22 protein-coding genes and 1 tRNA gene are annotated in these 24,768 nt (G+C 44.6%); 8 read left to right on the top strand and 15 right to left on the bottom strand.

All coding sequences use genetic code 11. The annotated features are described in order from the left end of the window. Positions 1-63: 63 nt before the first annotated feature. Both AAE02nite_RS24655 and AAE02nite_RS24650 read left to right on the top strand, forming a co-directional pair. Positions 64-498 (top strand): OsmC family protein, encoded by a 435-nt coding sequence (locus AAE02nite_RS24655; RefSeq protein ID WP_146904950.1) that lies wholly within the window; start codon positions 64-66, stop codon positions 496-498. A 104-nt stretch (positions 499-602) separates the two neighbouring features. Beyond that, positions 603-1,091: a hypothetical protein gene (locus AAE02nite_RS24650; RefSeq protein ID WP_146904947.1), complete on the top strand. Its 489-nt coding sequence runs from the start codon at positions 603-605 to the stop codon at positions 1,089-1,091. A 419-nt stretch (positions 1,092-1,510) separates the two neighbouring features. On the opposite strand, the gene AAE02nite_RS24645 is transcribed toward AAE02nite_RS24650, so the two are convergent. The 11 genes from AAE02nite_RS24645 to AAE02nite_RS24595 form a co-directional block, all read right to left on the bottom strand. After that, positions 1,511-2,491 (bottom strand): sulfite exporter TauE/SafE family protein, encoded by a 981-nt coding sequence (locus AAE02nite_RS24645; RefSeq protein ID WP_246151242.1) that lies wholly within the window; start codon positions 2,489-2,491, stop codon positions 1,511-1,513. Between the two features lie 7 nt (positions 2,492-2,498). After that, positions 2,499-3,275, bottom strand: coding sequence for a DUF2490 domain-containing protein (locus AAE02nite_RS24640; protein ID WP_146904944.1), 777 nt, complete (start codon positions 3,273-3,275; stop codon positions 2,499-2,501). Between the two features lie 81 nt (positions 3,276-3,356). After that, complete coding sequence (locus AAE02nite_RS24635; RefSeq protein WP_146904941.1) at positions 3,357-3,992, bottom strand: peroxiredoxin; 636 nt, start codon at positions 3,990-3,992, stop codon at positions 3,357-3,359. Between the two features lie 74 nt (positions 3,993-4,066). Next, a tRNA-Cys gene (locus tag AAE02nite_RS24630) sits at positions 4,067-4,138 on the bottom strand. Positions 4,139-4,144: 6 nt separating this feature from the next. Then, complete coding sequence (locus AAE02nite_RS24625) at positions 4,145-4,696, bottom strand: hypothetical protein (protein WP_146904937.1); 552 nt, start codon at positions 4,694-4,696, stop codon at positions 4,145-4,147. 138 nt (positions 4,697-4,834) lie between these two features. Continuing rightward, positions 4,835-7,738, bottom strand: a complete 2,904-nt coding sequence (locus AAE02nite_RS24620; RefSeq protein ID WP_146904934.1) for a TonB-dependent receptor — start codon at positions 7,736-7,738, stop codon at positions 4,835-4,837. A gap of 513 nt (positions 7,739-8,251) precedes the next feature. After that, a complete protein-coding gene (locus AAE02nite_RS24615; RefSeq protein ID WP_146904931.1) occupies positions 8,252-8,692 on the bottom strand; it encodes an RrF2 family transcriptional regulator in 441 nt (146 codons plus the stop codon). 13 nt (positions 8,693-8,705) lie between these two features. Beyond that, positions 8,706-10,130 carry a chromosomal replication initiator protein DnaA gene (gene dnaA, locus AAE02nite_RS24610; protein ID WP_146904984.1) on the bottom strand — a complete coding sequence of 475 codons (1,425 nt, stop codon included), beginning with the start codon at positions 10,128-10,130 and terminating at the stop codon, positions 8,706-8,708. A 104-nt stretch (positions 10,131-10,234) separates the two neighbouring features. Beyond that, positions 10,235-11,173 carry a bifunctional metallophosphatase/5'-nucleotidase gene (locus AAE02nite_RS24605; RefSeq protein ID WP_146904928.1) on the bottom strand — a complete coding sequence of 313 codons (939 nt, stop codon included), beginning with the start codon at positions 11,171-11,173 and terminating at the stop codon, positions 10,235-10,237. A gap of 15 nt (positions 11,174-11,188) precedes the next feature. After that, on the bottom strand, positions 11,189-11,959 hold the full coding sequence (locus tag AAE02nite_RS24600) for a 5'-nucleotidase C-terminal domain-containing protein (protein ID WP_146904925.1): 771 nt from the start codon (positions 11,957-11,959) through the stop codon (positions 11,189-11,191). A 287-nt stretch (positions 11,960-12,246) separates the two neighbouring features. Further along, positions 12,247-12,699 (bottom strand): dual specificity protein phosphatase family protein, encoded by a 453-nt coding sequence (locus AAE02nite_RS24595; RefSeq protein WP_146904922.1) that lies wholly within the window; start codon positions 12,697-12,699, stop codon positions 12,247-12,249. A gap of 395 nt (positions 12,700-13,094) precedes the next feature. On the opposite strand from AAE02nite_RS24595, the gene AAE02nite_RS24590 reads away from it, so the two are divergent. The 6 genes from AAE02nite_RS24590 to AAE02nite_RS24565 all read left to right on the top strand — a co-directional run bounded on the left by AAE02nite_RS24590 (position 13,095) and on the right by AAE02nite_RS24565 (position 19,481). Then, positions 13,095-14,435, top strand: a complete 1,341-nt coding sequence (locus AAE02nite_RS24590) for a TolC family protein (RefSeq protein ID WP_146904919.1) — start codon at positions 13,095-13,097, stop codon at positions 14,433-14,435. Further along, on the top strand, positions 14,432-15,550 hold the full coding sequence (locus AAE02nite_RS24585) for an efflux RND transporter periplasmic adaptor subunit (protein ID WP_146904916.1): 1,119 nt from the start codon (positions 14,432-14,434) through the stop codon (positions 15,548-15,550). Before AAE02nite_RS24590 ends, AAE02nite_RS24585 begins: the two co-directional genes overlap by 4 nt. A gap of 3 nt (positions 15,551-15,553) precedes the next feature. After that, entirely contained in the window at positions 15,554-16,804 is a 1,251-nt protein-coding gene (locus AAE02nite_RS24580) for an ABC transporter permease (protein ID WP_146904913.1), read from the top strand. A 130-nt stretch (positions 16,805-16,934) separates the two neighbouring features. Continuing rightward, a complete protein-coding gene (locus AAE02nite_RS24575) occupies positions 16,935-17,630 on the top strand; it encodes an ABC transporter ATP-binding protein (RefSeq protein ID WP_146904910.1) in 696 nt (231 codons plus the stop codon). An 82-nt stretch (positions 17,631-17,712) separates the two neighbouring features. Continuing rightward, complete coding sequence (locus tag AAE02nite_RS24570) at positions 17,713-18,729, top strand: sensor histidine kinase (RefSeq protein WP_146904908.1); 1,017 nt, start codon at positions 17,713-17,715, stop codon at positions 18,727-18,729. Further along, on the top strand, positions 18,726-19,481 hold the full coding sequence (locus AAE02nite_RS24565) for a LytR/AlgR family response regulator transcription factor (RefSeq protein ID WP_146904905.1): 756 nt from the start codon (positions 18,726-18,728) through the stop codon (positions 19,479-19,481). Before AAE02nite_RS24570 ends, AAE02nite_RS24565 begins: the two co-directional genes overlap by 4 nt. Before the next feature lie 68 nt (positions 19,482-19,549). Here AAE02nite_RS24565 and AAE02nite_RS24560 read toward each other — a convergent pair whose 3' ends face one another. The 4 genes from AAE02nite_RS24560 to AAE02nite_RS24545 form a co-directional block, all read right to left on the bottom strand. Next, entirely contained in the window at positions 19,550-20,692 is a 1,143-nt protein-coding gene (locus tag AAE02nite_RS24560) for a hypothetical protein (RefSeq protein ID WP_218033557.1), read from the bottom strand. A 393-nt stretch (positions 20,693-21,085) separates the two neighbouring features. Then, positions 21,086-22,108 carry an acyltransferase family protein gene (locus AAE02nite_RS24555; RefSeq protein ID WP_170252688.1) on the bottom strand — a complete coding sequence of 341 codons (1,023 nt, stop codon included), beginning with the start codon at positions 22,106-22,108 and terminating at the stop codon, positions 21,086-21,088. 277 nt (positions 22,109-22,385) lie between these two features. Further along, on the bottom strand, positions 22,386-23,009 hold the full coding sequence (locus AAE02nite_RS24550) for an FkbM family methyltransferase (RefSeq protein WP_170252687.1): 624 nt from the start codon (positions 23,007-23,009) through the stop codon (positions 22,386-22,388). Between the two features lie 522 nt (positions 23,010-23,531). Beyond that, complete coding sequence (locus AAE02nite_RS24545; protein ID WP_146904895.1) at positions 23,532-24,605, bottom strand: MraY family glycosyltransferase; 1,074 nt, start codon at positions 24,603-24,605, stop codon at positions 23,532-23,534. Positions 24,606-24,768: the final 163 nt, after the last annotated feature.

Below are 24,768 nucleotides of genomic sequence, written 5' to 3'. Positions count from 1 at the left end.
CCTTGGTTTTAGAGTAAATACACCATTAATCCAAACTTAATTTAACCCTTAAACAAGATTATTATGATAGAAAGCAAAGCAAATGCTATCTGGCACGGTGGTTTAAAAGATGGTAAAGGCAATATTTCGTCGAAAAGCGGCGCCCTGAACGGCCCTTACTCCTTTAAAACCCGCTTTGAAGGCGACGATACCGGCACCAACCCGGAAGAACTGATTGGCGCGGCCCACGCTGGTTGTTTTTCGATGTTTTTGAGCAGCCTGCTCGAAAAAGCCGGCAAACCCGCCACCCGCATTATGACCGACGCCACCGTACACCTGGATGTAACCGATAACGGCCCGGTAATTAAATTAATTGAGCTAAACACTGAAGGCGAAGTAGAAGGCATGGATGAAGCTGAATTTCAGCAGCATGCCCAGGAAGCAAAAGAAAAATGCCCCATTTCGGCCGCGCTGAAAGCGGTGCCCGAAATAAAACTGACAGCTACTTTAAAAAAATAAATGGGGCGGGCATTACCGGAGCAAGCTTTAAAAGCCGCTTTGCCAAACACAGCAGGAATCATTTTTTTCCTATCTTCACGGTTAATTTAACTAAAACTTAACGAATGAGATCTTTGGTTCGTGTGGGATTAAGGCCTTCCCGTAATGCCCGTTTATCTTTTGGGGTGCAGTTAATGTTGGTTTTTTTCTGGATTATCAGTGCCCTTTTTATGCTTTTTGGCGATAACCCTACCAACGACAACAACTTTTTGTATTCGCTTTTTCTGATTCTGGCCTTTGGCTATCTTTTTTATATATTATCGCAGAACACCTCTATTTTTGGGACCCAGGCCTATTTCGAAATTACGCCGGATTACATTGTGCAGAAGCAAGGCCACTTCCGGAAAAAGATTGTAATTCCGCTGGCCGAAGTAGCGGCTATGCATATTGCCACCTTTGCCTTAAAATTAACCATGAAAAACGGCGAACGCCATTTGCTGGACTTAAAACTGATTCGCCGGCGGCGTAACCTAAAACTAATTAAAGAGCAACTCCACAACATGGCCCTGAAGTTCGACATTGAACTAACTGAAGGCCCCAATAACCGGCATTAACTTAAATGAGTGAATGTGTGATTGAGCAACTGCGTAAATAAACCTGATAATATTTTTAAATGGAAGAACCCGGCCACTATTTAGTATTCGGGTTCTTTTTTATTTAATAATACCAGTTAGTATGAATGACCTTCCATAGCTGAAAGTATAAATCATTTCCTCCACACCCGTCATTCCGGAGGAATCTTCTGCATAGAAAGCATAACAGGCAAATACCAGACTTGGTTTATTACCTGTTTACCCAATTTATGCAGAAGATTCTTAACAGAATGACAAGTAAGAAAAGCAGGTTGTTATGCTGTTATGGAACAGTATATTTACTATTTGGTATAATACATTAAAAGCTTTTGCATATCTCCAGCATTATTTAACTGGCAAATCTATTTTGTTTAGCGCTTTGGATAGTTTAAATTAAATATCTATTTCAAGAAAGCTAAAAACAAAATCCGGAGGCTTACTAATATTACAATTACGCCTACCAGAATCATCAGCGATTTAACCGGTAATCGTTTAGAAAGGTTAGCTGCAATGGGCGCCGCAATAACCCCACCTACCACCAGGCCGGCAATAATTTGCCAGAAGCTAATGCCAATCATGGCAAAGAAAGTTAACGAGCTGGCAAAAGCAATAAAAAATTCGGCCAGGTTAACCGAGCCGATGGTAAACCGGGGTGAGCGTCCGCCGGCAATCAGGCTGGACGATACAACCGGCCCCCAGCCACCGCCACCTACGGAGTCCATGAAGCCGCCAAACAAAGCCAAAGGCGCAATACGGCTGCTTTTTAACCTTTTACGCGCCGGCTTAAAAGCTTTTATAATAATTAATACGCCTAAAACCAAGGTATAAACGGCAACCAGCGGTTTCATCAGATAACTATACGCCTCCAGCGAAGATAAAATATAAGCGCCCATAATAGCACCGCATACGCCGGGTAATAACAACAACCGGAACAGCCTTTTATTAACGTTTTTCAGTTTCAGGTGCATTAAACCGCTGGCGCCACTCGTAAATATTTCGGACATGTGTACACTGGCACTGGTAGCAGCGGGCGGTACGCCAATGGTTAATAAAAACGTGGTCGAAGTTAAGCCGTAAGCCATGCCCAAAGCGCCGTCTACCATTTGGGCCAGGAACCCGCCCAACACATACCAAAGAAAACCGGTGGTAATATTTTCGGCCAAAAAATCTCCGGCCGGGCTTCCGGTAAAAGGCTTAAATATTACCAGCACAGATAAAATAATAATAACTGCCAAAGCCGGTAAGTAAACCAGCAACGATGTGGTTTGCTTATTTACTTCTTTTAGCCCTGTTTTTATTATTTCGGGTGGCGCACCGGCCAGCGTCATTACCTTGGTCTGCCCATCCGGGCTTTCAACTAAGCCTGCGTTTTCTTTAGCCATTTTGTTATTATTTGGAAGATTCCAGGGTTTCTTTATTTCTGAAATCGAGGGTATGAAAAATAAAAAGCCGCAACGCATGGGTTTTATAAAACCGGTTGCCGGCGGGTAATTGCTGAAAAACCTGCATGTAACCCAACTGAGCGTTCAGGTTTTTAGCGAACGGAAAGCCAACGCCCGCAAAAAACCGGTTCTGGTCGAAGTAATTATACAATATCTCTTTACCAAAATTCACGTGAACTTCGTCGTTCAATACTAAAAAAGGTACGCCTTTCTCTATAAAATCACCTTTTAAGGGCATCATTAAAGCAATCATGTAGCGGACCCGGAAATTAAAATGGTAGCCATCCTGCAGCGCATCGTCGTCAATATTGCGGTTAAAGCGCTCCTCCAACCGCACCCACTGATTGGTTTGCAGCTTCCGGCTTCGTCCCGACCAGTTTATTTGCTGCCAGGGCCGATGTTCGGGCCGGACGGTTTTATCGGTTTCCGAGGCCGGCCAGCTAGACACATAAGCATAACCCGCCGTTAGTCGGGCATGGTCCGATAAATGGTACGTCAGGCCTGGCCGCACAATGGTTTGCGCCCAACGGTCTAAAAAATCGTTCCGACGGGCATGCACATCCAGCCAAAGCGAAAATTTATTGGATAAACGGGTCTGGTTAAAATAGCCCAGCCAAACCTGCTCCCGCTCCGTAACCTGCTTGGTGCTGGTTTGCCCATAGCATACCGGTATCATCAGGAAAACGGAATCCAAAAGTAATAATAATTTGTATACTTTGTTCATAGACAAACTAGGTTTATAAAAGATAAAAAAACCGGCAAAAGTTTACGCTTATTCAGACGCTGGCTTTTTGCCGGTTAAGGCTTATAAATTAGGTTGTGGCGTAGTACGCAGGTAAGGCTTAATTACTTTATGGCCTTTCGGGAATTTAGCCGGAATTTCTTCGTCTTTTATGGCCGGTACAATTACACAATCCTGGCCATTTTGCCAATCGGCCGGCGTAGCCACACTATAGTTAGCCGTAAGCTGCAACGAATCTAACACGCGCAGTATTTCGGCAAAGTTGCGGCCAGTTGATGCCGGATAAGTTAACTGCAGCTTAATTTTCTTGTCCGGACCGATAATAAATACCGAACGCACGGTGGCCGTGTCGCTGGCATTTGGGTGAATCATGTCGTACAGGTTGGCTACGGTTTTATCCGGGTCGGCAATCAGCGGGAAGTTTACGGTGGTATCCTGCGTCTCGTTTATATCCTGAATCCAGCCGGCGTGCGAGTCCAGCGGATCTACACTAATAGCTATTACTTTGGTATTGCGCTTATCAAACTCCCCCTTGATACGGGCTACTGCTCCCAGTTCGGTGGTACAAACCGGCGTATAATCGCGCGGATGCGAAAAGAAAACGGCCCAGCTATCGCCCATCCATTTGTGAAAGTGGATAGTGCCTTCTGAGGTTTCAGCGGTAAAATCCGGTGCTATATCGCCTAATCTTAATGTCATAACAGTATAGATTTAATTGGTTGCGGATATTTTTTATAAACTTAAAAATTATTCTGCTGAAAGTAAATATTAATTGCGCCGCGAGCGGATTCGAACCGCTGTAGAAGGTCTTGCGGACCTACGCCTCTCCGCTCAGCCACTACGGCTGTTTTTTAGCCGGCCAGCTTCTGTTTCAGAATTTCCCGGCGCTGCTGCAACACGGTAAAAACATAATCCAAGGGTTTAATATTTTCCAGGATAATGCTTAATTCTTGTTCCAGCGCACCCAAATCGGCTACCTTCAGGTTTACTTTTAGCAAGTTTGTGGCTGCATCGGCCCGCGAGCGGTAGTTCAGGAAATAACTTTTCCGCTGTAAAGTGGCTGTAAAAATATTAAAAGCCTCGGCGGAACCGGGCAACCGGAAAGACAACTCATCGCCAAAGTTTATGCCGATTAAAGTAGTCTCGGTGCTTTTTTCTCCGGAGTTATGCTGCACCAGCCGTTTGCGGATAAACTGGTCCAGGGCTACTACATTGTGAACCTGGTTCCGGAAAGAGGTTTTCATATTTTCCATCTCCCTCAACTGGAACCTGGTTATCAGAACCGGGCTGATTCCGACCAGATTTTTTGCTGCCAACCGGCTATTAAGGGGCGCAGGTTGCGGCTGATTTAAAGCTTTTTGGTCGTGGAATGGATAAGCGTGATTGATTTGTAACACGTTCATGCTGCTAACTTTAACTTATAAAAAATTGCTTTGAAATTCCGGCCTTCCTTTATAAGCTTTGGCCGGCTTTAGCCCTGGGGGCTACACATGTCGTCGGTACACATAGTTTTGGTTTTTAGATTTAAAGCTAATATACGATTATTTTTTCAAAAGTCCATCTACGGTAATGGCTACGTAGTACAACCCACCAATGGTTGGCCCGGCGGCATACTGAATATAACGCTGGTTGAAAATATTGGTGCCGCCCACTTTTACCGATGCTTTGAGTGCGGGCACCCGGTAGGTTACCTGGGCATCAAACGTGTGATAAGCCGGAATAGTACCGTTGGCTAATGTGCTTTCCCACAGGAAAGAATCCTGCCACCGCCAAACCAGGTTAAAACCTACATTCTTCACTACTTCGCGGTTGGCAATAGAAAGGTTAGTAGTCCATTTGGGCGTGTTAAAGCCAGTTACAAATATATCGGCCTGCTTATTCTCCGAAATATTGTTGTAATTAACATTACCCGCTACCGCAAATTTCCGGTAAAAATTGTAGGTTAAACCCAGGGCTGAACCATAGTTGTTATACTTGTTTTTGGCATTGGTGTACACCCGGTAGCGGGTTTGCTGCGCCGACCGGTTGGCGGCCAAGGCGGCAATTACGGCTTCATCGGTATCCACCTGGGCCTGCAAAGTAGGGTTGGCCTTGGTGTAAGGTACGGCTACTTCTACCTGGCCCAGAAAACCATCGTACTGATTCGCATAAGCATCAATATCTAATATTAATTTATTATCGAGCCAGGTACCTTTGTAACCAATTTCAAAAGAATTGATGCGTTCGGGCCGGGTAGCCGAAAGATTAGTAGCTTCTAATAAGGCCCGGTTTCTCAGCGCTGCTTCGGTCGCGTTGGCAGCGGTACCGTTGGCTACATCTTTATTTACAGCGGCATTAAAGGTATTGATAGAAGCTTGAGTATAAGAGTTATCGAGGTAATTTAAACCTTCGTTAATATAGCTTAAGCCCCCAACCCGCCGTACGTTGCCGTTGTTCACGTAAGATACGGCTTCGAACAACGCCGGGAAACGAAAGCCGTTCTGGAAAGAGGCCCGGAAATTATGGTTTTGTGCTACGGTATAAACCGCGGCAATACGTGGGTTAGGCTTGGGCGCAAACTCAGGGTTGTAATCTAAGCGTAGGGAGCCAAATAATTTAAGTTTCTCCTCGAAGAAAGTTTTGGTAACTTGGGTAAAGCCGCCAAATTTTTTGTAGTACACATTATTGCCGCCGGGTTGGGTTCTTTCGGAAATAGGGCGCGTAAAATCCACGAAATTATTACCATCCGGAATTACTTCGTATACCCGGGCATCTACGCCTACTAGAAAATTGGCAAATTTAATCTGGTCGGTAAAATCCCACTGGGCTTCGGTATGGTACATGCGGCTTTCCTGCTTCAGCCAGGCGCCCCCGGTGGCCGGCGCACCGGCTACAACCTTGGCATGGTCCCAGTTGTTAATGCCCCGAATGGTGTTTTTCAGGTTGTCGAATTCCGGCGTACCGGGCTGTACCCGGTTTTGGTCGGCTACCTGGCGGGCCAGTTGCATGGCGGTAGCCAGGTCGGTACCATTGTTTAACTCGGTTTGTAACGCACCTTTAAATTTGGTACCCCACTCGGCATTAGAACCGCCGCTGGTAATTTCCAGGTTATCTACCATCGGTTTCAGGTTGTAAGAATCACCGGTATTTTCGATGGACGCATACGAGCGGATAAAATAATTCGCGCCCTTCAACTCAACATGATGGTTCTGTACCACCACATTATCTAGTTGCACTTTGTTACCCCGCTGGAAAACGCCATCCATTTTTCCTACCCGGTAGCCGTACGACAGCTCGGCTTTTTCGCCTATCCGGTAGTGCAACGCGGCATCAAACTTCAGGTTATCTACATAAGGGCTTACCACATCTTTTTCCCAGTAACCGGTTCTTCTTAATAAGAAGGTCTGGTTAGGTCGGCCGTTGTAGGTAATACCACTAATAGTTACAGGATTGGCACCGGCATCGTCGCCGTACTTGTTCCAAGCATCGTAAGCGGGGTTATTCGCGCCCGCCAGCTCCGGGTACAATGGGTTTGCAGTACTCAGGTTATTCGGGTTCTGGTCGTTGGTAGAACTGCCGCGCCAATCCGTACCACGCATGTAGCTACCGTTTACTTTAAAAGCCCATTTGTCGTTAAAAGCTTTGGCGTAGCGGATAGCAGTTTCGGTTAAAACACTGGGGTTATAGTCAATGCCATCTACGTGGTTTATGCCGGTTTTCTGGTAAACACTCAAACCCTGGTGCAGGAACGGGCTTTTGGTAATCAGATTGGCCATGCCGTTAATGGCGTTCATGCCGTACAACGCCGAAGCAGCGCCCGGCGTAATTTCCACGCTGGCAATATCCAGCTCGGTAGGGCCAATGGCATTACCCAAAGGTACACCCAGGGTGGCCGCCTGCATGTCAATGCCATCTACCAGTTGCATAAACCGGAAGTTGTTCGGAATATTAAAACCACGGGTGTTGGGCACTTTAAACGTCAGGCTGGAGGTAGTCATCTGCACACCTTTCACGTTTTCCAAAGCATCGTAAAAGCTGGGCGCTGCGGTTTCCCGGATGGCCCGGATATCCAGTTTCTCAATAGCTACCGGCGACTTTAGTATACTTTCTTCTACCCGCGAAGCCGTAACCACCACCTCTTTGCCCAAATAAGTTTGGGTATTCAGGGCAATATTTACCTTAGCGCCTACCCCGGTAACCTGAAATTCCTGGGTCTCGAAACCAACTGACGAAAACACTAAGGTAAATGGAAAACTTAAGCGCGTCTTAAACAAAAACTCGCCGTTGTTATTGGTGATGGTACCGGTTACACCGCCTTTTACATACACACTCACGCCCGGCAGCGGCGCTTTCGATTGCTGGTCGGTTACCTGACCGGTTATTTGTACAATATTGGTTTCCTGTGCGAATACCGCGAACAGGGGAAAAAACAAACCTATATAAAAGAATAATAAAATTTTTTTCATGATTTAAATTGATCTAAACAAAAACTTACCTGCTAAATACTTTTAAGCACAGCAGCAACAACAGCTTGGCAGTCTGGTGCTGGCAGAGGGGTAAATTGGTCTGGTGTTTAAAACAATTGTTTTCATGAGGTTATAGTGGTTTTAACATCTATTTACATAAAGTCTATAGATTATATAGACAAATAAAATTGGTTTTTACGAAGGGACCAAATTTTAGGCGATAATATTTTTGATTTTTATTTTTCTGCTGATAACCGGCCACAATTACCAGGCCTGGTTAAGGGTTCAAAACACCGAACCAATCATTCTGCCGAAATTTAATCGCTTGCTTTCCGGCGGAAAAGTAAGCTCCAGATAAAAGAATATTAGAAAAAGGTTTAGAGAAGATTATTTCCTAAGCAGCGCTTTTCGGGAAGTAATTTTCAGGAAAGAAATCTGACAGCAGGCAGACGGATAGCTAATACGAAAAAAGGCCGCTTGCCATTCTTAATCTGGAAACCTTGGCAGAGATACCTAAAGGGGCTCTTCGTTTACCAGTACATTTATTTTCTGTAAATCCGAAAGGTAGGTTGTATCGAGAATGGCCGCCGTGGCATCGCGCACTTTCTTCATCACCAGCCGGATTTCGCAGGTTTCTTCGTTCAGGCACTCGTCGCATTTGCGGTAATACAGGTGACTTACGCATTGAATGGGAGCCAGCGGTCCGTCAATCATCCGCACAATATTACCCACCGAAACCTGCGAAGGGTCTTTGGCCAGCGAATAGCCGCCGTTTTTGCCCCGGGTGCTTTGCAACACACCCTGGGTTTTCAGGTCGACCAGAATAGCTTCTAAAAATTTACGGGGTATTCTTTCAGAATTAGCAATTTCAGATATCAGGACCAGGCCTCTATCTGCATTTTTAGTTAGATACAGAAGTGCTTTAAGTGCGTATTTTGCTTTTTTAGAAAGCATAGAAAATTATTCCCTATCCCGCTTTAACTTTAAATTTCTTTTGCAGTTCCTGAATAGAAGCTTTAAACTTCTTATCGGTATCGATTAAATCCGAAACAGTTTGCACCGAGTGAATAACCGTACTGTGATCACGACCGCCAAAATGATAACCAATAGATTTTAATGAGTGACTCGTAAATTCCTTGGCAAAATACATGGCAACCTGCCGGGCCGTTACAATTTCTTTTTTTCGGGTTTTGGCTTTTAACGAATCTACGGTTACCTCAAAATATTCGGCTACGGTTTTCTGAATAAAGTCTAGGTTTACCTCGGCTTCCACATCCTCAATAATGTGTTTAAGCGCGCCTTTTGCCAGTTCCAGGTCAATTTCTTTACGGTTCAGCAGCGATTGCGCCATCAGCGAAGTAAGCACGCCTTCCAGCTCCCGCATATTGGTATCTACGGAGTAAGCCAGATATTCAACTACATTATCCGGAATATCCAGACCGTCGGACTGCATCTTTTTCTGAATAATAGCCATGCGGGTTTCAAAATCCGGGCTTTGTAAATCGGCGGTTAAGCCCCATTTAAAGCGCGAAAGCAAGCGTTCTTCCAGGCCTTTGAGGCTGCGCGGCGGGCAATCCGAAGTCATGACAATTTGTTTGCCGGACTGGTGCAGGTGGTTAAAGATGTGGAAGAACATCTCCTGGGTCTTTTCTTTCCCGCTCAAAAACTGCACATCATCAATTATCAGGATATCTACCAATAAATAAAAATTGGCAAAATCCTGCACACTGTTGGTCTTCAGCGATTCGATGAACTGATTCACGAACTTTTCCGAAGAAACATAGAGCACAAATTTCTCCGGGTTATTGCTTTTGATGTGGTTGCCAATGGCCTGTACCAAGTGCGTTTTGCCCAGCCCTACACCCCCGTAAACCATTAAAGGATTAAAAGAAGTGGTACCAGGTTTATTCGCTACCGCGTAACCTGCCGAACGGGCCAAACGGTTACAATCCCCCTCAATGTAATTATCGAAATTATACGATGCGTTTAATTGCGAGTTCAGGAAATTCCGGTCGATGGTTTTGGACTCGAACGGATTTTTTAAAAAGTGCTGCTCCGGCTGGTACGAATTAGCAACCGCCTGGGGCACTTTTTTGGTAGGAATATTTACGGTTTGGGGTTTATTAAAATTATCGCCCCTATCAATTATTATCTGGTACTCCAGGCGGCCTTCGCTGCCCAGTTCCTGGTAAATAACTTTCTTTAATAAGCCAACATAATGTTCCTCTAACCACTCGTAAAAAAACTGAGTTGGTACCTGTATGGTCAGTACATTATCCTTTAAAGCTAAAGGCACAATCGGCTCGAACCACGTTTTGTAGCTTTGCTCGCCGATATTGTCCTTAATTACTTGCAGACAATTCCGCCATACTGTCGCACAGTCTTTTACCATTACACTCACCTGATACCACGTATTAATTAAGCTTGAAGACTACCCATTTACAAAGGGGGGGCTACAAAAATGTAAAAAAAAAAGATAACAAAAAATTATTTTATTCAGGAAGTTTTTACAACTGCCCCTACTGGCACAACGGCACTGGCAACGCTGTTTTTCTCTTTGCTGCGCCGGTTAAACGTAAAATCCAACCGGCCCAGGTACAAACCATCTTTGCCTACCTGATTTATCAGCGTATCGCGGCCATTGGGGTGAGAGATTATTTTGGGTTCGGTCATAAACAAGTGCGAATGACCGCCCAGAATAACATCAATGCCGGCAACTTGCCGGGCCAGTTTCTGGTCGTTTATCTTTTCAGGTTCATTTGTAAAATCGAAGCCAAGGTGCGATAAGCAAATAACCATATTACATTCCTCTACTTCGCGCAACTGTTTTACCATAGCACGGGCCCGCTCCAGCGGATCGAGGTAAACCGTTTGGGCATAATTCCGGCTATCTACCAATCCGGCCAGTTCAATACCTAAGCCAAAAACGCCTATTTTAATATTTTCTTTCTCAAATATTTTATAATCCAGGAAACGGCCTTTCAGAATGGTGCGGCTAAAGTCGTAGTTGGCCGTCAGGAAAGGGAAGCCCGCATTGGGTAATTGGCGTTGTAAACCTGCTAAGCCATTATCAAAGTCGTGGTTACCCAGGGTTGCGGCATCGTAACGCATCTGGGTCATAAGTTTATATTCCAATTCCCCGTCAAACAAATTAAAGTAAGGGGTTCCCTGCCAGATATCGCCCGAATCGAACAACAGCACATTTTTTTCCTGGCGTCGGATTTGATTTACCAGGTGGGCCCGCCGGGCCATACCGCCCAAACCGGCATTGGGTCGCCCATCCATGGGGTACGGGTCGATACGGGAATGTACATCGTTGCTATGCAAAATGGTTAACCGCACCTGGTCGGTGGCCCAAGCGGGCGAGGGCACCCCCAGCAAGCTAAGACCAGCCGCCCCGGCCATTGATGCTCTGATAAAATCTCTTCTGTTCATCTCCTAAAATATACCCTACTCTCCTTTAAGTACTTTCATCCGGCCATCTACCCGGGCTTCTATCTTTTTATTCTGCGCAGTCAGTTGCCGTATATGCTTGATTAAAGCGTCACGCACCAGAATACCCGTTGGTTCCACTTTGGTGGCTTCCTTCAGTAAAAATAAATCATCTCCCCCGTTAGCCAGGTAGTCTGACACCACCACCGTATAACTCTTACCGGGGTCCAGCGGCTCCCCTTTTATTCTGATATTAAATGGTTTATCATTCTTAATGGTGAAAGTGGCATTTTTCAATATCAGGTTTTTAGATTGGGCACCGTGCTCGAATAATTTTTTTAAGGTTGTGCCCGGCAAAGTAAGCACCACCAGTTCGTTCTCGAAGGGCGAGAGTTCAAATATATTACTTAGGGTAATCGGTCCTTTCGGAATGGTAGCCCGTAAGCCGCCGGTCGTCATTAAGCTCAAATCTATTGGCTTCCCCAAGAGCGGCATTACCTGGGCCATTTGTACATCGGCCACAAAATTACCCAACGCCGACTCCCCACTACTGACTTTTCGCAGTTCCTGCGCCGAATACCCCAGCACCTCGTTCATTTGACTTTCCAACTTCTGCCGATAAGGTGCAATCAGGGCTTCTATTTCGGTATTGGCCGTAACCTGTGCATCAATCTGAATATCGGTATCGGGCCTAAGCTGGGCCGTAGGAACCAGGGCTGGCCGGCAAGCGAAAACCAGTAAGCTAAAACAAATACCATAAATTAGAGGCCGAAGGCGATGGCTTTCCATTCATTAATCCTTAAAAAGAATACAAAATTAGGCTATTCTGGGGCGTAAGGCAAATAAATCAGCAGCCTGCTTTCAGGGTTATAAAATAAGTACCGGCTAAAAGTTACTTCACGCAATTAAATACCTGGCTGGTTCGGGTAGGTAAGACCAGGCAACTAAGGCATTTACGCTCTTAAAAATTTAGTCTATAACCGACAGGATTATTTATTTTTTAAGGACAATAAAAGTAATTCCCTGGAGCGGTGATTAATAACAAGCTCTTACGACCGTTTTAGACCACACGGAATTTAACCGGTCCGCCGGTTATATCTCTTTAATAATTGCCAGTAAGGCACGTCCTCGTTGTAATAAGTACACAACGATTGCCATAAAGCCGGATGGGGCAAAGCGCCAACGTGAGCATTTAATACCGATTGGTATGCCTCCAGTAAGGGAATATTTTCAACTTCTTTCAGGGCGGCAATAATAAAAGTTACCGACCGGCTAATGGCTGCTCCACATGAAACCATTACCTTTTTACCCGCCTGCTGCTGGCTTAAAATAAATCCAATACCCTTCTTTAATATTTCCAGCGGAATAGGTACGCCATCCTCAATAGGAATATACAGGGTTTGAATTTCGGGATATTCTACCTTTCCGGCAAATTGGAGCATGGCGCTAATCTGGTGGGCTTGCAATGGCGGGAGCTCAAAAGTTTCGTGGTACTTTCCCAGAAATAACCAGGGCCGGATGGCAATCATATAACTGTTGCTTTGTATCTTATGTTAATAAATTACGAAAAGAGAATTAGTTAAGCCCTATTAATTTCAAAATCAATTTTCTCATCCGGTAAAATATTTAAGAAATCCATTGCTAATTCTTAGCAGGCTTAAGCAAGGCAATATTAAGTAATTCTATTATCCCGAAATTAACTAATGTTCCCTACGGCTATGACTAAAGTCATCAGCATTTTGAATATACCAAACTTATTTTTGAAGGGGTAATAGTTTTTTTTAAACAGAAATTAGAAAAACGGTTTAAAGCCATTTTCCTACACATTAATCTGAATATTTTCGGCTTGGGGCATTTACTTTTTGAAGTGCCTTGCCGGCCTATTTAATTCATACTAGCAATTACTTAACGCGCGCTCCCGACTATGAAAAAACACTTGTTTATTTTCCTTTTACTCGTGCTGGGCAGTCAGGTGAAGGCCCAGGTCCGGTTCAATTCGCTGGAACAATGCACCGATTATGCGCTAAAAAACCGGCCCGATTTACAAAACGAAGAACTGGCTGAAAAAAAGGCGCAAAATGCGGTAAAACAAGTTTCGGCGGTATTACTGCCCCAGGTAAAAGCTACTTCGGCGCTCGACGATTATTTGGGCTTACCGGTACAGCTCGTACCCGCCGAATTCCTGGGTGGCCAACCCGGTGAGTTCCGTAGCATCCAGTTTGGTACACAGTATAATTTGAGCTACGGTCTGGAAGCGGCTTTGCCTTTGGTAAACGTGCAGGCCTGGAAAAACCGAAAAATAGCCGAATCGGACGTTAAAGCTGTCCATTACCAGAAACTGAATGCCTACCAGCGGGCGCAGGAAGAAATCTCGCGGGTATATTACGCCACGCTCCTGAGCCGGCAGGTTACGCAAATTGCCCGGGAAAATGCCTTTATCAACGACAGCCTGCTTTTTATTGCCGACCAAAAGTTTAAAAGCGGCCTCCTCGAAACCCTGGATTATAACCGTTTAAAGGCATTGCAACTGGAAAGTCGGCAGTTGTGGCAGGATAACCGAACCGCGTACGAGAAAAACCTGAATTTACTAAAAAACCTGTGCGGCTTGCCACCGGAGGCTTCGCTGGAACTTAGCGAGACCTTGCAGGCTAACCAGTTGGAAAAGGTAACGCTTGCCTCCCCCGTTGAACAGCAGAACGGGTACCAGGTTTTACAATGGCGCATTCGGGCGGCGGAGCAGGAGTGGCAGAAACAAAAGTTGCGGTGGTTACCTGAAGTATCGGCTTACGGTCGTTATACCCGCCAGGCCCAGCGCCGGGAATTTAATTTTCTAGATTCAGATTATCCCTGGTTTCAGATTGGCTTGATTGGTCTGCGGGCTGATTGGCCATTATTTACTGGTTTTAATCGCAGCGTTGCTACCCGGCAGGCTGGCCTGAACCACCAGATGGTGCAAAATGAGCTAAAAAATTACCAACTCCGCACCCAGTACGAACTAGCCGAAATTAATATTAACTACCAGAACACCATCCAGAGCCTGCAAAGTTACCAACAGCATTACAACCTGTACGGCGAAAATTATAAACTGGCGGTTTTCAAATACAAAGCCGATGTGTATAGCGTGGACCAGTTATTACAAGTCTATGCCGAAAAGCTAAAATCGCAGAATCAGTTTATTCAGGCTATGGCCAATTACTACATCAACCGCTCGCTTATCCAGCTAAAAAATCAATCTGCCCAACCCGAAAACACGATTAAGCCATGAAAACTAATACCAAACCCATTATAATAATACTAATTCTTTTTGCGGCTTTCGGCTCATTCACCTTTTACGCCTGCAACCGAAATCTTACGACCATTACGCCGGCCGTAAAGCCTTTAACCGAAGCGGTGTATGCGTCGGGGTTTGTGGTATCGGACCAGGAATACCAGGTATTTGCGCAAACCGAAGGCGTGCTGGTAGAAAAACTGGTGCAGGAAGGCGAACCCGTGTCGCAGAATAAGGCACTTTTTGTTTTGGAAAGCCAGCAGCAAAATGCCCGCTATCAGTTCGCCCGCGAAGCCTACAATATGGCAGCCGCTAATTACCGCAACAACAGCCCGGTTTTAAAAGAAGCTTTATCGGCTTTGCAGGCAGCCAGAACCAAGTTAGCCTACGACTCTACCAACTTTGCCCGCTACCAGCATTTGTACCAAAACAAAGCTACTTCAAAAGCCGAACTGGAGCGCTACAAACTCGCTTACGACAACAGCCAAAGCGAATACCAGGCCTACCGGAGCCGCTACGCCAAACTTAAAAATCAATTATACCTGGAACTGCAAAACACCCAGAGCAATCTTAGTGTGGCCCGCGACGAAAGCGCCCGGTACACGGTAAAAAGCCAGATTAAAGGCACTTTACTCAAAATGCTGAAAGAGCCCGGTGAACTGGTAAAAAGAGGCGAAGCCATTGCAGTAGTAGGCCGCTTAGACCAGTTTTACTTGCGGCTTAAAGTTGATGAACTGGATATTCAGCGGGTAAAATCCGGCCAGGAAATATTGGTTAAAATTGATGCCTACCCCAAGCAAATATTTAAAGCCAAGGTAACCAAAATTTACCCCACTGTGGATACCCGCGACCAATCGTTGCGCGTGGATGCCCAACTGACCGATACCTTGCCCGGTTACTACTCCGGCCTGGCCCTGGAAGCCAATATTATTATCAATCAGAAAGCTAAAACACTGGTAATTCCCCGCACCTTATTGCTCCCCGGCGATTCGGTGGCAGTAAACCAGGATGGTGATGCCCGCAAAGTAAAAGTGACCAAAGGCGTGGAGACCCTGAGCGAAGTAGAAATTATTGCGGGTTTAAACCCCAACTCCCAACTCCTAACCGAATAAGCCATGAACCTCGCATACCAGATAGCCAAAACGCATCTAATATCTAAACCCAAGCAAACCATTGTGGCCATGCTGGGGGTTACGTTTGGCATTGCCATGTTTATTACCATGGTGGGCCTGATGACCGGCCTGAACAATTTTACAGAAGAATTGACCATGACCTCTACGCCCGATATCCGGATTTACCATGACATTACGGAGCCGCGCCAAAGTATTCTGGAAGAAACAAACCAAGGCAAAGGGCTGCTGGTGGTACATCATCAGAAACCAAAATCCGAAACCCCTAAAATCCGGAACGCTTTTCAGATTGCCAGCTTGTTGCAGCAAGACCCGATGGTGCTGGGAGCCGCACCTTTGCTGAGTTCCCAGGTGTTTTACAACTATGGGCCGGTGCAACTAAACGGTACCATTGCGGGTGTTGATATTATGGAAGAAGATAAACTCTTTGACCTGCGCCATAAAATTAAAACCGGGCAACTGGAAGATTTACTCGTTTCGCAGGATGGCATTATTATGGGTACCGGCCTGGCCCGGAAATTAAACGCCCAAACCGGTGACCGGGTAGTAATTACCACGCCCGAAGGCTATACCATGACCTTAAAAATTGTGGGCACTTTCCAAATGGGTTTGGGCGCGATTGACAATGTAAAAGCCTACGCCAATATTTCAACGGTCCAGAAAATATTACAGAAAGACCAAAACTATGTAACCGATATCAATATAAAACTAAAAGATATTAATGCCGCTAAGCCCAAGGCAGCGGAATTGCAGCGCTTGTTCCGTTACAAAGCCGAAGACTGGGAAACCGCCAACGCCACTTTCCTCACTGGCTCTATTATCCGGAATATTTTAACTTATTCGGTTTCCATTACGCTATTGATTGTGGCGGGTTTCGGCATTTACAATATCCTGAACATGACCATTTACAATAAGATGAAAGATATTGCTATTTTAAAAGCCACCGGTTTTGCGGCTGCCGATGTCCGTAATATTTTCCTGATTCAGTCGCTGGTAATTGGGTTAATTGGTAGTGTACTGGGGCTGGTAATTGGCTTCGGCCTTTCTTACCTCGTATCGCAGGTGCCTTTCAATGGCGGCGATTTTATCAGCATCGATACCTTGCCGGTAAATTTCGATCCTAAATATTACATCATCGGGATAGTTTTTGGCCTGGTTACTACGGCTTTTGCCGGGTATTTGCCCAGCCGAAATGCCGGCAAAGTAGACCCCATCGAAATAATCCGGGGGCAATAATATTGTTGAATGGTTGAATGGTTGAATGGTTGAATTATTAATTTAGAAAAGTATCCGAGACCAATTCATTGCTTACCAATAATTGAAAACTGATAACTGTTTACTGATAACTGCTAACTGTACACTGCTCATGGAAACAGTACTAAGAACAACTAATCTAAATAAATATTTTTATGAACCCCAGCCATTTCAGGTGTTGAAAGATATAAACCTGGAAGTTAGAAAAGGCGAGTTTTTGTCGCTGGTCGGGAAATCCGGTTGCGGTAAATCTACCCTGCTCTACCTGATTTCGACGATGGACACCGATTACGAAGGCACGCTGGAAATGAATAATACCCTGCTCACCGGCAAAAAGCAGAATGAACTGGCGCGGTTCCGCAACGAACACATTGGCTTCGTTTTCCAGTTTCACTTTCTGTTACCTGAGTTTACGGTTTTACAAAACGTCATGATTCCGGCTTTAAAACTGGGCCGGTACAAACCCCAGGAAGTAGAAGAACGGGCTTACGAAAAATTAAAAATATTAGACGTGCACGAACATGCCACCAAGCCGGCCAGCAAGCTTTCGGGCGGACAGCAACAACGGGTAGCTATTGCCCGCGCCCTGATAAACGACCCCAGCATTATTATGGGTGACGAACCCACCGGTAACCTCGACAGCTACAACGCGCAGGTAGTTTTTGATATTTTCCGGCAGCTTACCCGCGAGTTCGGGCAAACCATTATTACCGTTACCCACGACCCCGAATTTGCCGCCAACTCCGACCGGATAGTAGAAATGAGCGATGGACGCATTATCAGCAGTCATCCAGCATTGATTTCTTAAGCCAGAAGAATTATAACCTAAAACTGATAATTTAAAACCAAAAACTTACAACTTGTATCTGATACCGGCTTTAACCAACCATATGGCCACCCTCCGCATATCTAAAAATTTTATTTACACCAACGGGCTGATGCTAATTCTGGCCCTCATTGGTTTCTTTGTCCGGTACCTTCGGTTTCCGGAGGTTTCCTTACAGGTGCATTTGGCTGTTTTTGTGGTCTCGTTGGTGATGATTACCAGCATCTGGTACTTTTTCAAATGGCTGGATGGCTTTCTGAATAAAGTTTACCCCTACGAACGCAGCATTCCGGTCCGTATTTCTATGCAGATTATAATCGGCATGGTCTATATTTTACTCGTACGGGCCTTTATTTTCTGGTGGGGAGCGCCCAAGCTACCCATACACCTGGATGAGTTATTCCGGATGTCTACTTATGCCGTGTTTTTTTTGCTTTCCATTGTGCTAAACCTGGGCTTTTTTGCCAATTACTTCCTGCACCAGTGGAAAACCAGCATCCAACACGCCGAAAGGCTGGAACGGGAAAAAACGCAGGTGCAGTTTGATAACCTGAAAAATCAGCTAAATCCGCATTTTCTGTTTAATGCGCTCACCTCCCTCAACAGCTTAATATTTGAAGACCAGCAACTGGCTTCAGATTTTTTGCAGCATTTATCTAAGGTTTACCGCTACGTGTTGCAGCACAAAGAAAAAGGCCTAGTGTCGTTACAGGCCGAATTAGATTTTATTCAAAGCTACGTTTTTCTGCTGGAAACCCGTTTTGCGCAGGGTGTACAAATTAAGTTTGATATTCCGGATTGCGCGAGGCAAAAAGAAATTGTACCGGTTACGTTGCAAATAGTAATCGAGAATGCCATTAAACACAATATAATTAATTCGGCTCGCCCATTAAATATAATTATTTCGGCCGACCACAACTATTTAGCCGTCCAGAATAATTTACAACCCAAAAAGCTAATCGAAAACTCGAACAAGCAAGGGCTGGAAAACTTAACTTCCTTGTATAAATTTATTTCACCTAGCCCTATCATGGTTTCTTCCGACCAAAATAGCTTTACTATCCAAATTCCGCTGGTATGAATATTCTGCTAATTGAAGATGAGCCGCTCGTGGCCCGCGACCTTTCTAAACTGGTTCTAAAACTGGAGCCTGCGGCACAAATATTGGCTGTGCTGGAAAGCGTAGAAACGGCCGTACATTGGCTGGAAAACAATATTTCACCCGATTTAATTCTGGCCGATATTCAGTTATCGGATGGCATCAGCTTTGATATTTTTAAGAAGGTAAACCCTGGCTGTCCCATTATTTTTACCACGGCCTACAACGAATACGCTTTAAAAGCTTTTAAACTCAACAGCATCGATTACCTGCTAAAACCCATCGACCGGGAAGAACTGGCCAAAGCCCTGGAGAAATATAAAAACCTGCAAAATACTCACTTGGCCTCCGAGCAGGTTAAAATGCTTCTGCAAACTTTAACCGGACAGCAGCCCAAATACAAAGAACGTTTCCTGGCCGTTCACAAAAATGCCCTGGTACCGGTTAACACCCACAATATTGCTTTATTCAAAAAAGAAGAATTAATATTTATTTATACCTGGCAAAACCAGAAATACGTGGCCGAGCAAAATACCCTGGAAGAAGTGGAACATCTCCTCGACCCTACCCAATATTTCCGCATAAACCGCCAAACCATTGCCCATATTAATACCGTTGGTAAACTACAGAGTACCTATAAAGGTCTTTCGGTTACGCTTAAACCGCCCTTTAACCTGGAACTGGATATTAGTCGCGACAAAGCCGCTGGCTTTAAAAAATGGTTGGAAGGGTAATCAGATAAATGGATAATAGTAGCCGAGGCATTCCGCAATAAAATAGAAGCAAATAACGGCCAAACTAATTAACGGGTACCTGTAATTTCTGCTACGTAATTGAAAAAGGCAGTTTTCAGCGGTGTGTTAATGCGCCAATCTACGGGCATGCTTTGGTAGCCATCCTGGTAATTATTTTTACCGGGGTCGAAATAGCCCCAGGAGCAATATTCGCTGATGGCCGCCCGGCAATTATTCTGGGGTTGGTCGAAGTTAAAATGATCATCTTCGTTATAAAGAATGGGTTTGGGCGAATACACCGGCCGCTGCCGTACGCGCCGCACCAATTCCGCAATTTTCTCCGGATCAGAAACGCCATTGCCGTGTAATAAAACAAAATCGGAACTTTGAATAACGGCATCGGTGGGCAAAGCGCCGCCCGTAAAAGAAGTACTAACGAGCAAGCGCCGGCCTTGCCGGGTTTTCTGTTTTACCCGATCAATTAGTTCGGGTACGCGTTCGGGCCACAGAATAGCGTGGTTGTAGGTATTGTGATTGCACTCGTTGTTAATTTCTACCATTACGTGGCGGTAGCCCTGGTTCAGCAGCCAGTCGGTGGCATTGTCAGCGCCGCGTACTACGGCTGCTTCATCTTGCAGGCGTTCGTCCTGGCCAAAATAATAAAGCCCTACAATTACCGTCATTCCTAATTCATCGGCTTTATCCAGTATTCGCTTCAGTCGGTTTAAATATGCCGGTTTCAAAGCACCATCCGGTTCAAAAGCATTGTTTTCCCAGGGTTGTTCCTTCGAGTAGCCTTCCGGGGACCCGCCTTGCAGGTTTATGGTAAAGTTAAGTAGCCCTTTCTGGCGCCAGGCGGGCATAGCGGCTATAAATTCGTTTGTATTTCGTTCCGGATCCCAGGTGCCGGTATCGGGGTACTTCCAGCGTTGGCGGGTTTCGGGGTTATGGTCATCAAATACTCCCTGCACCATACGAGCGTTCATTAACAATCCTTGAATTTTGTAGCCTTGCCAGGTGCGGTTTTCGTAGGTGGGCCGGTCGTTCAGGTAGAACTCATCGCCGGCAATGGCTATTTCGGTTGGGTGGTTATCTGCTTTAGTGCCGGTGACGCTGGTCCTACGGCTGGCGGAAGTACAGCCCGCCGCTAAGCAGGCCACGAAAAGCAAAATAGGGTTAAACCAGCGTTGATAGGTCGTAAATCGATGCATAGGCATTTATCAGCAGGCCACAACCAGCACTAACTAGCCACGCTGTTGTTAGCCTAAATCAGGTTATAAATATTCTTACCAGAGAAAGTAATAATAACTAATTTATTTATAGGATGATAGGCTTACCTGCATTTTGTACTGCGCTTTCCCGAACCTTCAGGTTTTTTTGGCAGCCACCAAATTTCGGTTGAACTGGCAGTGCGATATAGTCCCGAAACTGCTTATATAAGATCCCCAGTTTAGTTATGCGGAAGCTGGCGCTGGTTGTAGCTGCTGCGTTTGTTTCAGTTCCTGCTCCCGCCTGATTGTGTCAGTGAATGTTTTCCTGGTCCTAGCTTTCCTACTTGTTTTGATTGTTGGCTCAGGAAAGAGCGAAGCTTAGGCGTGGCATTATTATCGGCCACCGGTTATTAATTGGTAAAAAGAGGTTGCTCTTTGCCGGAGTATGGCCCCAACGGCCATACTGATGAGGATGGTAATAATGGGCGCCAGAAAATAAACCAGGATAGGCGTAAACTCCTTCTGGCCCATCAGAAATATTAATCCTTTTTTAAATATGGTGAGAATGGGCTCGTGAAAGGCAAAAATAAAGAACGACAAAGAGAAGATACTAAAGTATTTTTTATCGAAGGTTTTTTCTTTAAACAGAATGTCGTAAAAATACCAGACGGCAAATACCCCAAGGGCGGCACTGGTTTTTTGCAGAGCAACGTAAGTAGCCAGGCTAACCGTATCTATCAACACAGTTTGCACCAAAATAAACAGCAACCACAAAATTAAAGCTACGGTTGCCGCTTTGGGGTAAAAGCGGGCCAGATAATTGTTGCGGTTTAAAGCCAGAAAACCACCTAACGAAAAAAATGCCAGCCCCAAGCCAAACTCAAAGCCGAGCACGATGGGGTACGGGAAATTAAAAAACCACAACAATGCGGCAATTATTACCCAGCCAATTTTGAGCTTCTGCGTCAGGAAATAAATGATGGGCGACACCAGTACCAGCACCACCAAAGATTTGATGAACCAGAATTGATAAGGAATGGGATTCAGAAAGATAGTATCGGCTAGTTTAGCGGCCGAGAAATCTTTTACCGGCTCATTCCGGAAAAAGTTTTCGGCGTAAGGCAGGTTTTGCAGCGCAAAAAACAAAAGCAACCCAAAAACCGACCAGAACAAATAAGGAATTACCAGCGACTTGAACCGCCGACGGTATTTGGTAAGGGTACCTTGTAGGGAGGAATCGTGCTTAAAAAAAAACAGAAAGCCGGAAATTAAAAAGAACAGGGGCACTGCTACCCGGGCAATGCCATTGGTAATAAAATTCTGAATAAATAAATTTACTTCGTTTTCTGTGTGCAGTGTGGCGGTTTTAAAATTTACCACCACATTATACGAATGCAGAAAAACAACTAAAATCATTGCGAAAAAAGAAATGACTCTAATTTTCTGGCTTAAATAATCATTCATTCCAAATTATTATCTACCCCACAAAGGGCAAAGCAATATTACCTCTCAAAAATTGAGAAAAAAATATTGCCGGTAAGATTTAATAAAAAAAAGTAAACCCGCTCCTGGTACTTGCGCCCGGAACATTTAATTTCTCCGGGATGGTAGCCAGCGCCAGGGCCTTCCTAACCCCAAACGGTCTTTCCTCTGCTTATCAGCTATTTACAATAAAACGGGTATGCCCTCCGCACTAACCTTTCATTTTTTCGACCGGAATGGCCAAAGTATTAGAGGCAGCTTCTTTTATCTTAGAGAAATTCTGCAGGTCGTCGGCATTGTACATTACATAATTATTATCGTTAAATAATTTAGAAATGTAGCTAACGTTTTCGTCGCCAACTTCTACCAAAACTTTCGGCCGGGCAATCTGCATTAATTGCGGTGCGCCTTCCAGCACAAACTTTTCGGCGCCTTCCACGTCAATCTTCAGAAAATCTGGTTTAGCATAATGCTGCAACAAGTAATCTAAGGTTACCGTTGGCACTTTGTAAGTTTCCCGCACGCCGCCAGTCTGGTTAGAACCTTGCGAAGTAACAATGTGGTTTGTAGCCCGGGCTCTTTCGGCAATATTAAATTCTACCAAACCATTGTAGTTAGAAATGGCCAGCGGCAAAATATCAATCGTGTATTCGCGGTTTAGAGAGGCTGACTTTTTAACCAGGTTAGCCATTACCATATCGGCTTCTATGGCCAGGCACTTCCCGTTTTTGCCGGCCTTGGCAATAGCTGCAAAAGTAAATAAACCAATATTGGCTCCAATATCCCAGATTACGTCGCCTTGATGAATAAAATTGTTGGCTATGTTATAAAGCATAGGATCAATATTATCCAAATTGAGTTTCCAATATTTCAGCCCTCCCTCGGGCGTTACAAACATTGGCAAAGAGTTAAACTCTTTTGGAAGATTTCTCTTCAGTATTACTCCCCTGCTTAATCTTTCTGTAATCGTTCTAATCATAAATATGGGTTAAATCTAATTATTTTTCAATAAATATAAGATATACGACAATTTCGTTTAACAATTGTCGCAATTATTAAAATTTTTTAATCGCAAAATGTTCCATTTCCAACAGATAAATTCCTTCTAAACCTTGGCCTGCCAAATCTGAATTTTACCGCTATAAAATCTAGTAGTTTCTTATCTGGAAAGTTAGTTTTCGGGCTCAGTCTGAAACAAGTACTATATTCCGCATCAATAATACACACAAAAAATGAATATTGCGAAAAAACTTTATTTTGTTCAATCAGATTTTACAGCAGGTTCATTTTGAATTTACAAATACACCCTTAATAACTTACTTAATTTATTGAATATCAAATATATAAAATTTAAAAATCAGGTATTTAATATACTTCTCTTTTTCATCTCCTGCTTATTTAGATGCAATAAAACTTGAGGAACACAGCTTAAAGCATAACTTAAAAACACAACTATCAGAAACAGGTAATTAAGGCTGAGGTGAACAAATGTTAGGGTACCAAAAATAAAGAATATATTAAAGCTGTATAAAGTAATAGCCGCCGATTTGTGGCCTAAGCCCAGGTTCAGCAGCAGGTGATGAATATGGTTTCTATCGGCATGAAAAGGAGATTTGCCGTTAATCACCCGGACTATAAAAACCCGCAAAGTATCGATGAGCGGCACAATGAGAATGGCGAGCGCAACGACCGGTGTAGGTAAAAACAAACCAGTAGGCGCATCGAGTAAAATGGGGGTATCCAGGAACTTAACGCAAAAGACCGCTAATAAAAAGCCGGTAAATAAAGAACCGCAATCGCCCATAAAGATGCGGGCGGGGGCAAAGTTAAATCTGATAAAAGCCAACAAAGCGCCTACCAGCGCAAATGCAACGGCTGCCCAGCCTAACTGGCCGCTATACCAAAAAAAGCTCCCAAACGCCAGCGCGCTGATAATACCAATACCGCCGGCCAAGCCATCAATGCCATCAATTAAGTTAAAAGCATTAATAATAACGACAAACACAAACAGGGTTAGCCCAAAGCTTAAAATATATGGTAATTCATAGAACCCCAGCAGCCCCTGCATGTTAAAAATGCGGATATCGCCGTAGTAAATAATAATACCGGCCGCCACTAGTTCGCCTGCTAATTTTTTTAAAGGCCGAATGGCTACAATGTCGTCCTGGATGCCCACCATAAAGATGACCACCATTGATAAGATAAACCACCGCATGGCTTCTGCGGGGAGGGCATCGGCCCAGAATAGAACCGAGAAGAAAGTACCGGAAAATATAGCGACACCACCCAGTGCTGGAATCATATTTTTATGGTGCTTTCTTTCATCCGGCTCATCGTATAATTTCCGGGTATGGGCAATCCTGATGACTGCCGGAATTACAAAATAAGTAATCAGAAAAGCGGATATAAAGCTGGTTAAAATTTCAAACATAAAAATCACTTAAAAGCACACCACCATATTTATCGCCGGTAATCAACCAGAAAATCGCAAAATTTTGTCTATTGTAAAAGCAGGCCAGGCAAACCCCGTCCTTTCCTTTACCAGGAGGATCTTACTTCCTTTTGATTCGCAGGTGTTTTAGAAAAGATGCGGG

This window comes from Adhaeribacter aerolatus, from assembly GCF_007991635.1.
Classification (GTDB): Bacteria; Bacteroidota; Bacteroidia; order Cytophagales; family Hymenobacteraceae; genus Adhaeribacter; species Adhaeribacter aerolatus.
The sequence above is the reverse complement of the archived record's forward strand: the minus strand, read 5'-3'. Positions and strand labels throughout refer to the sequence as shown.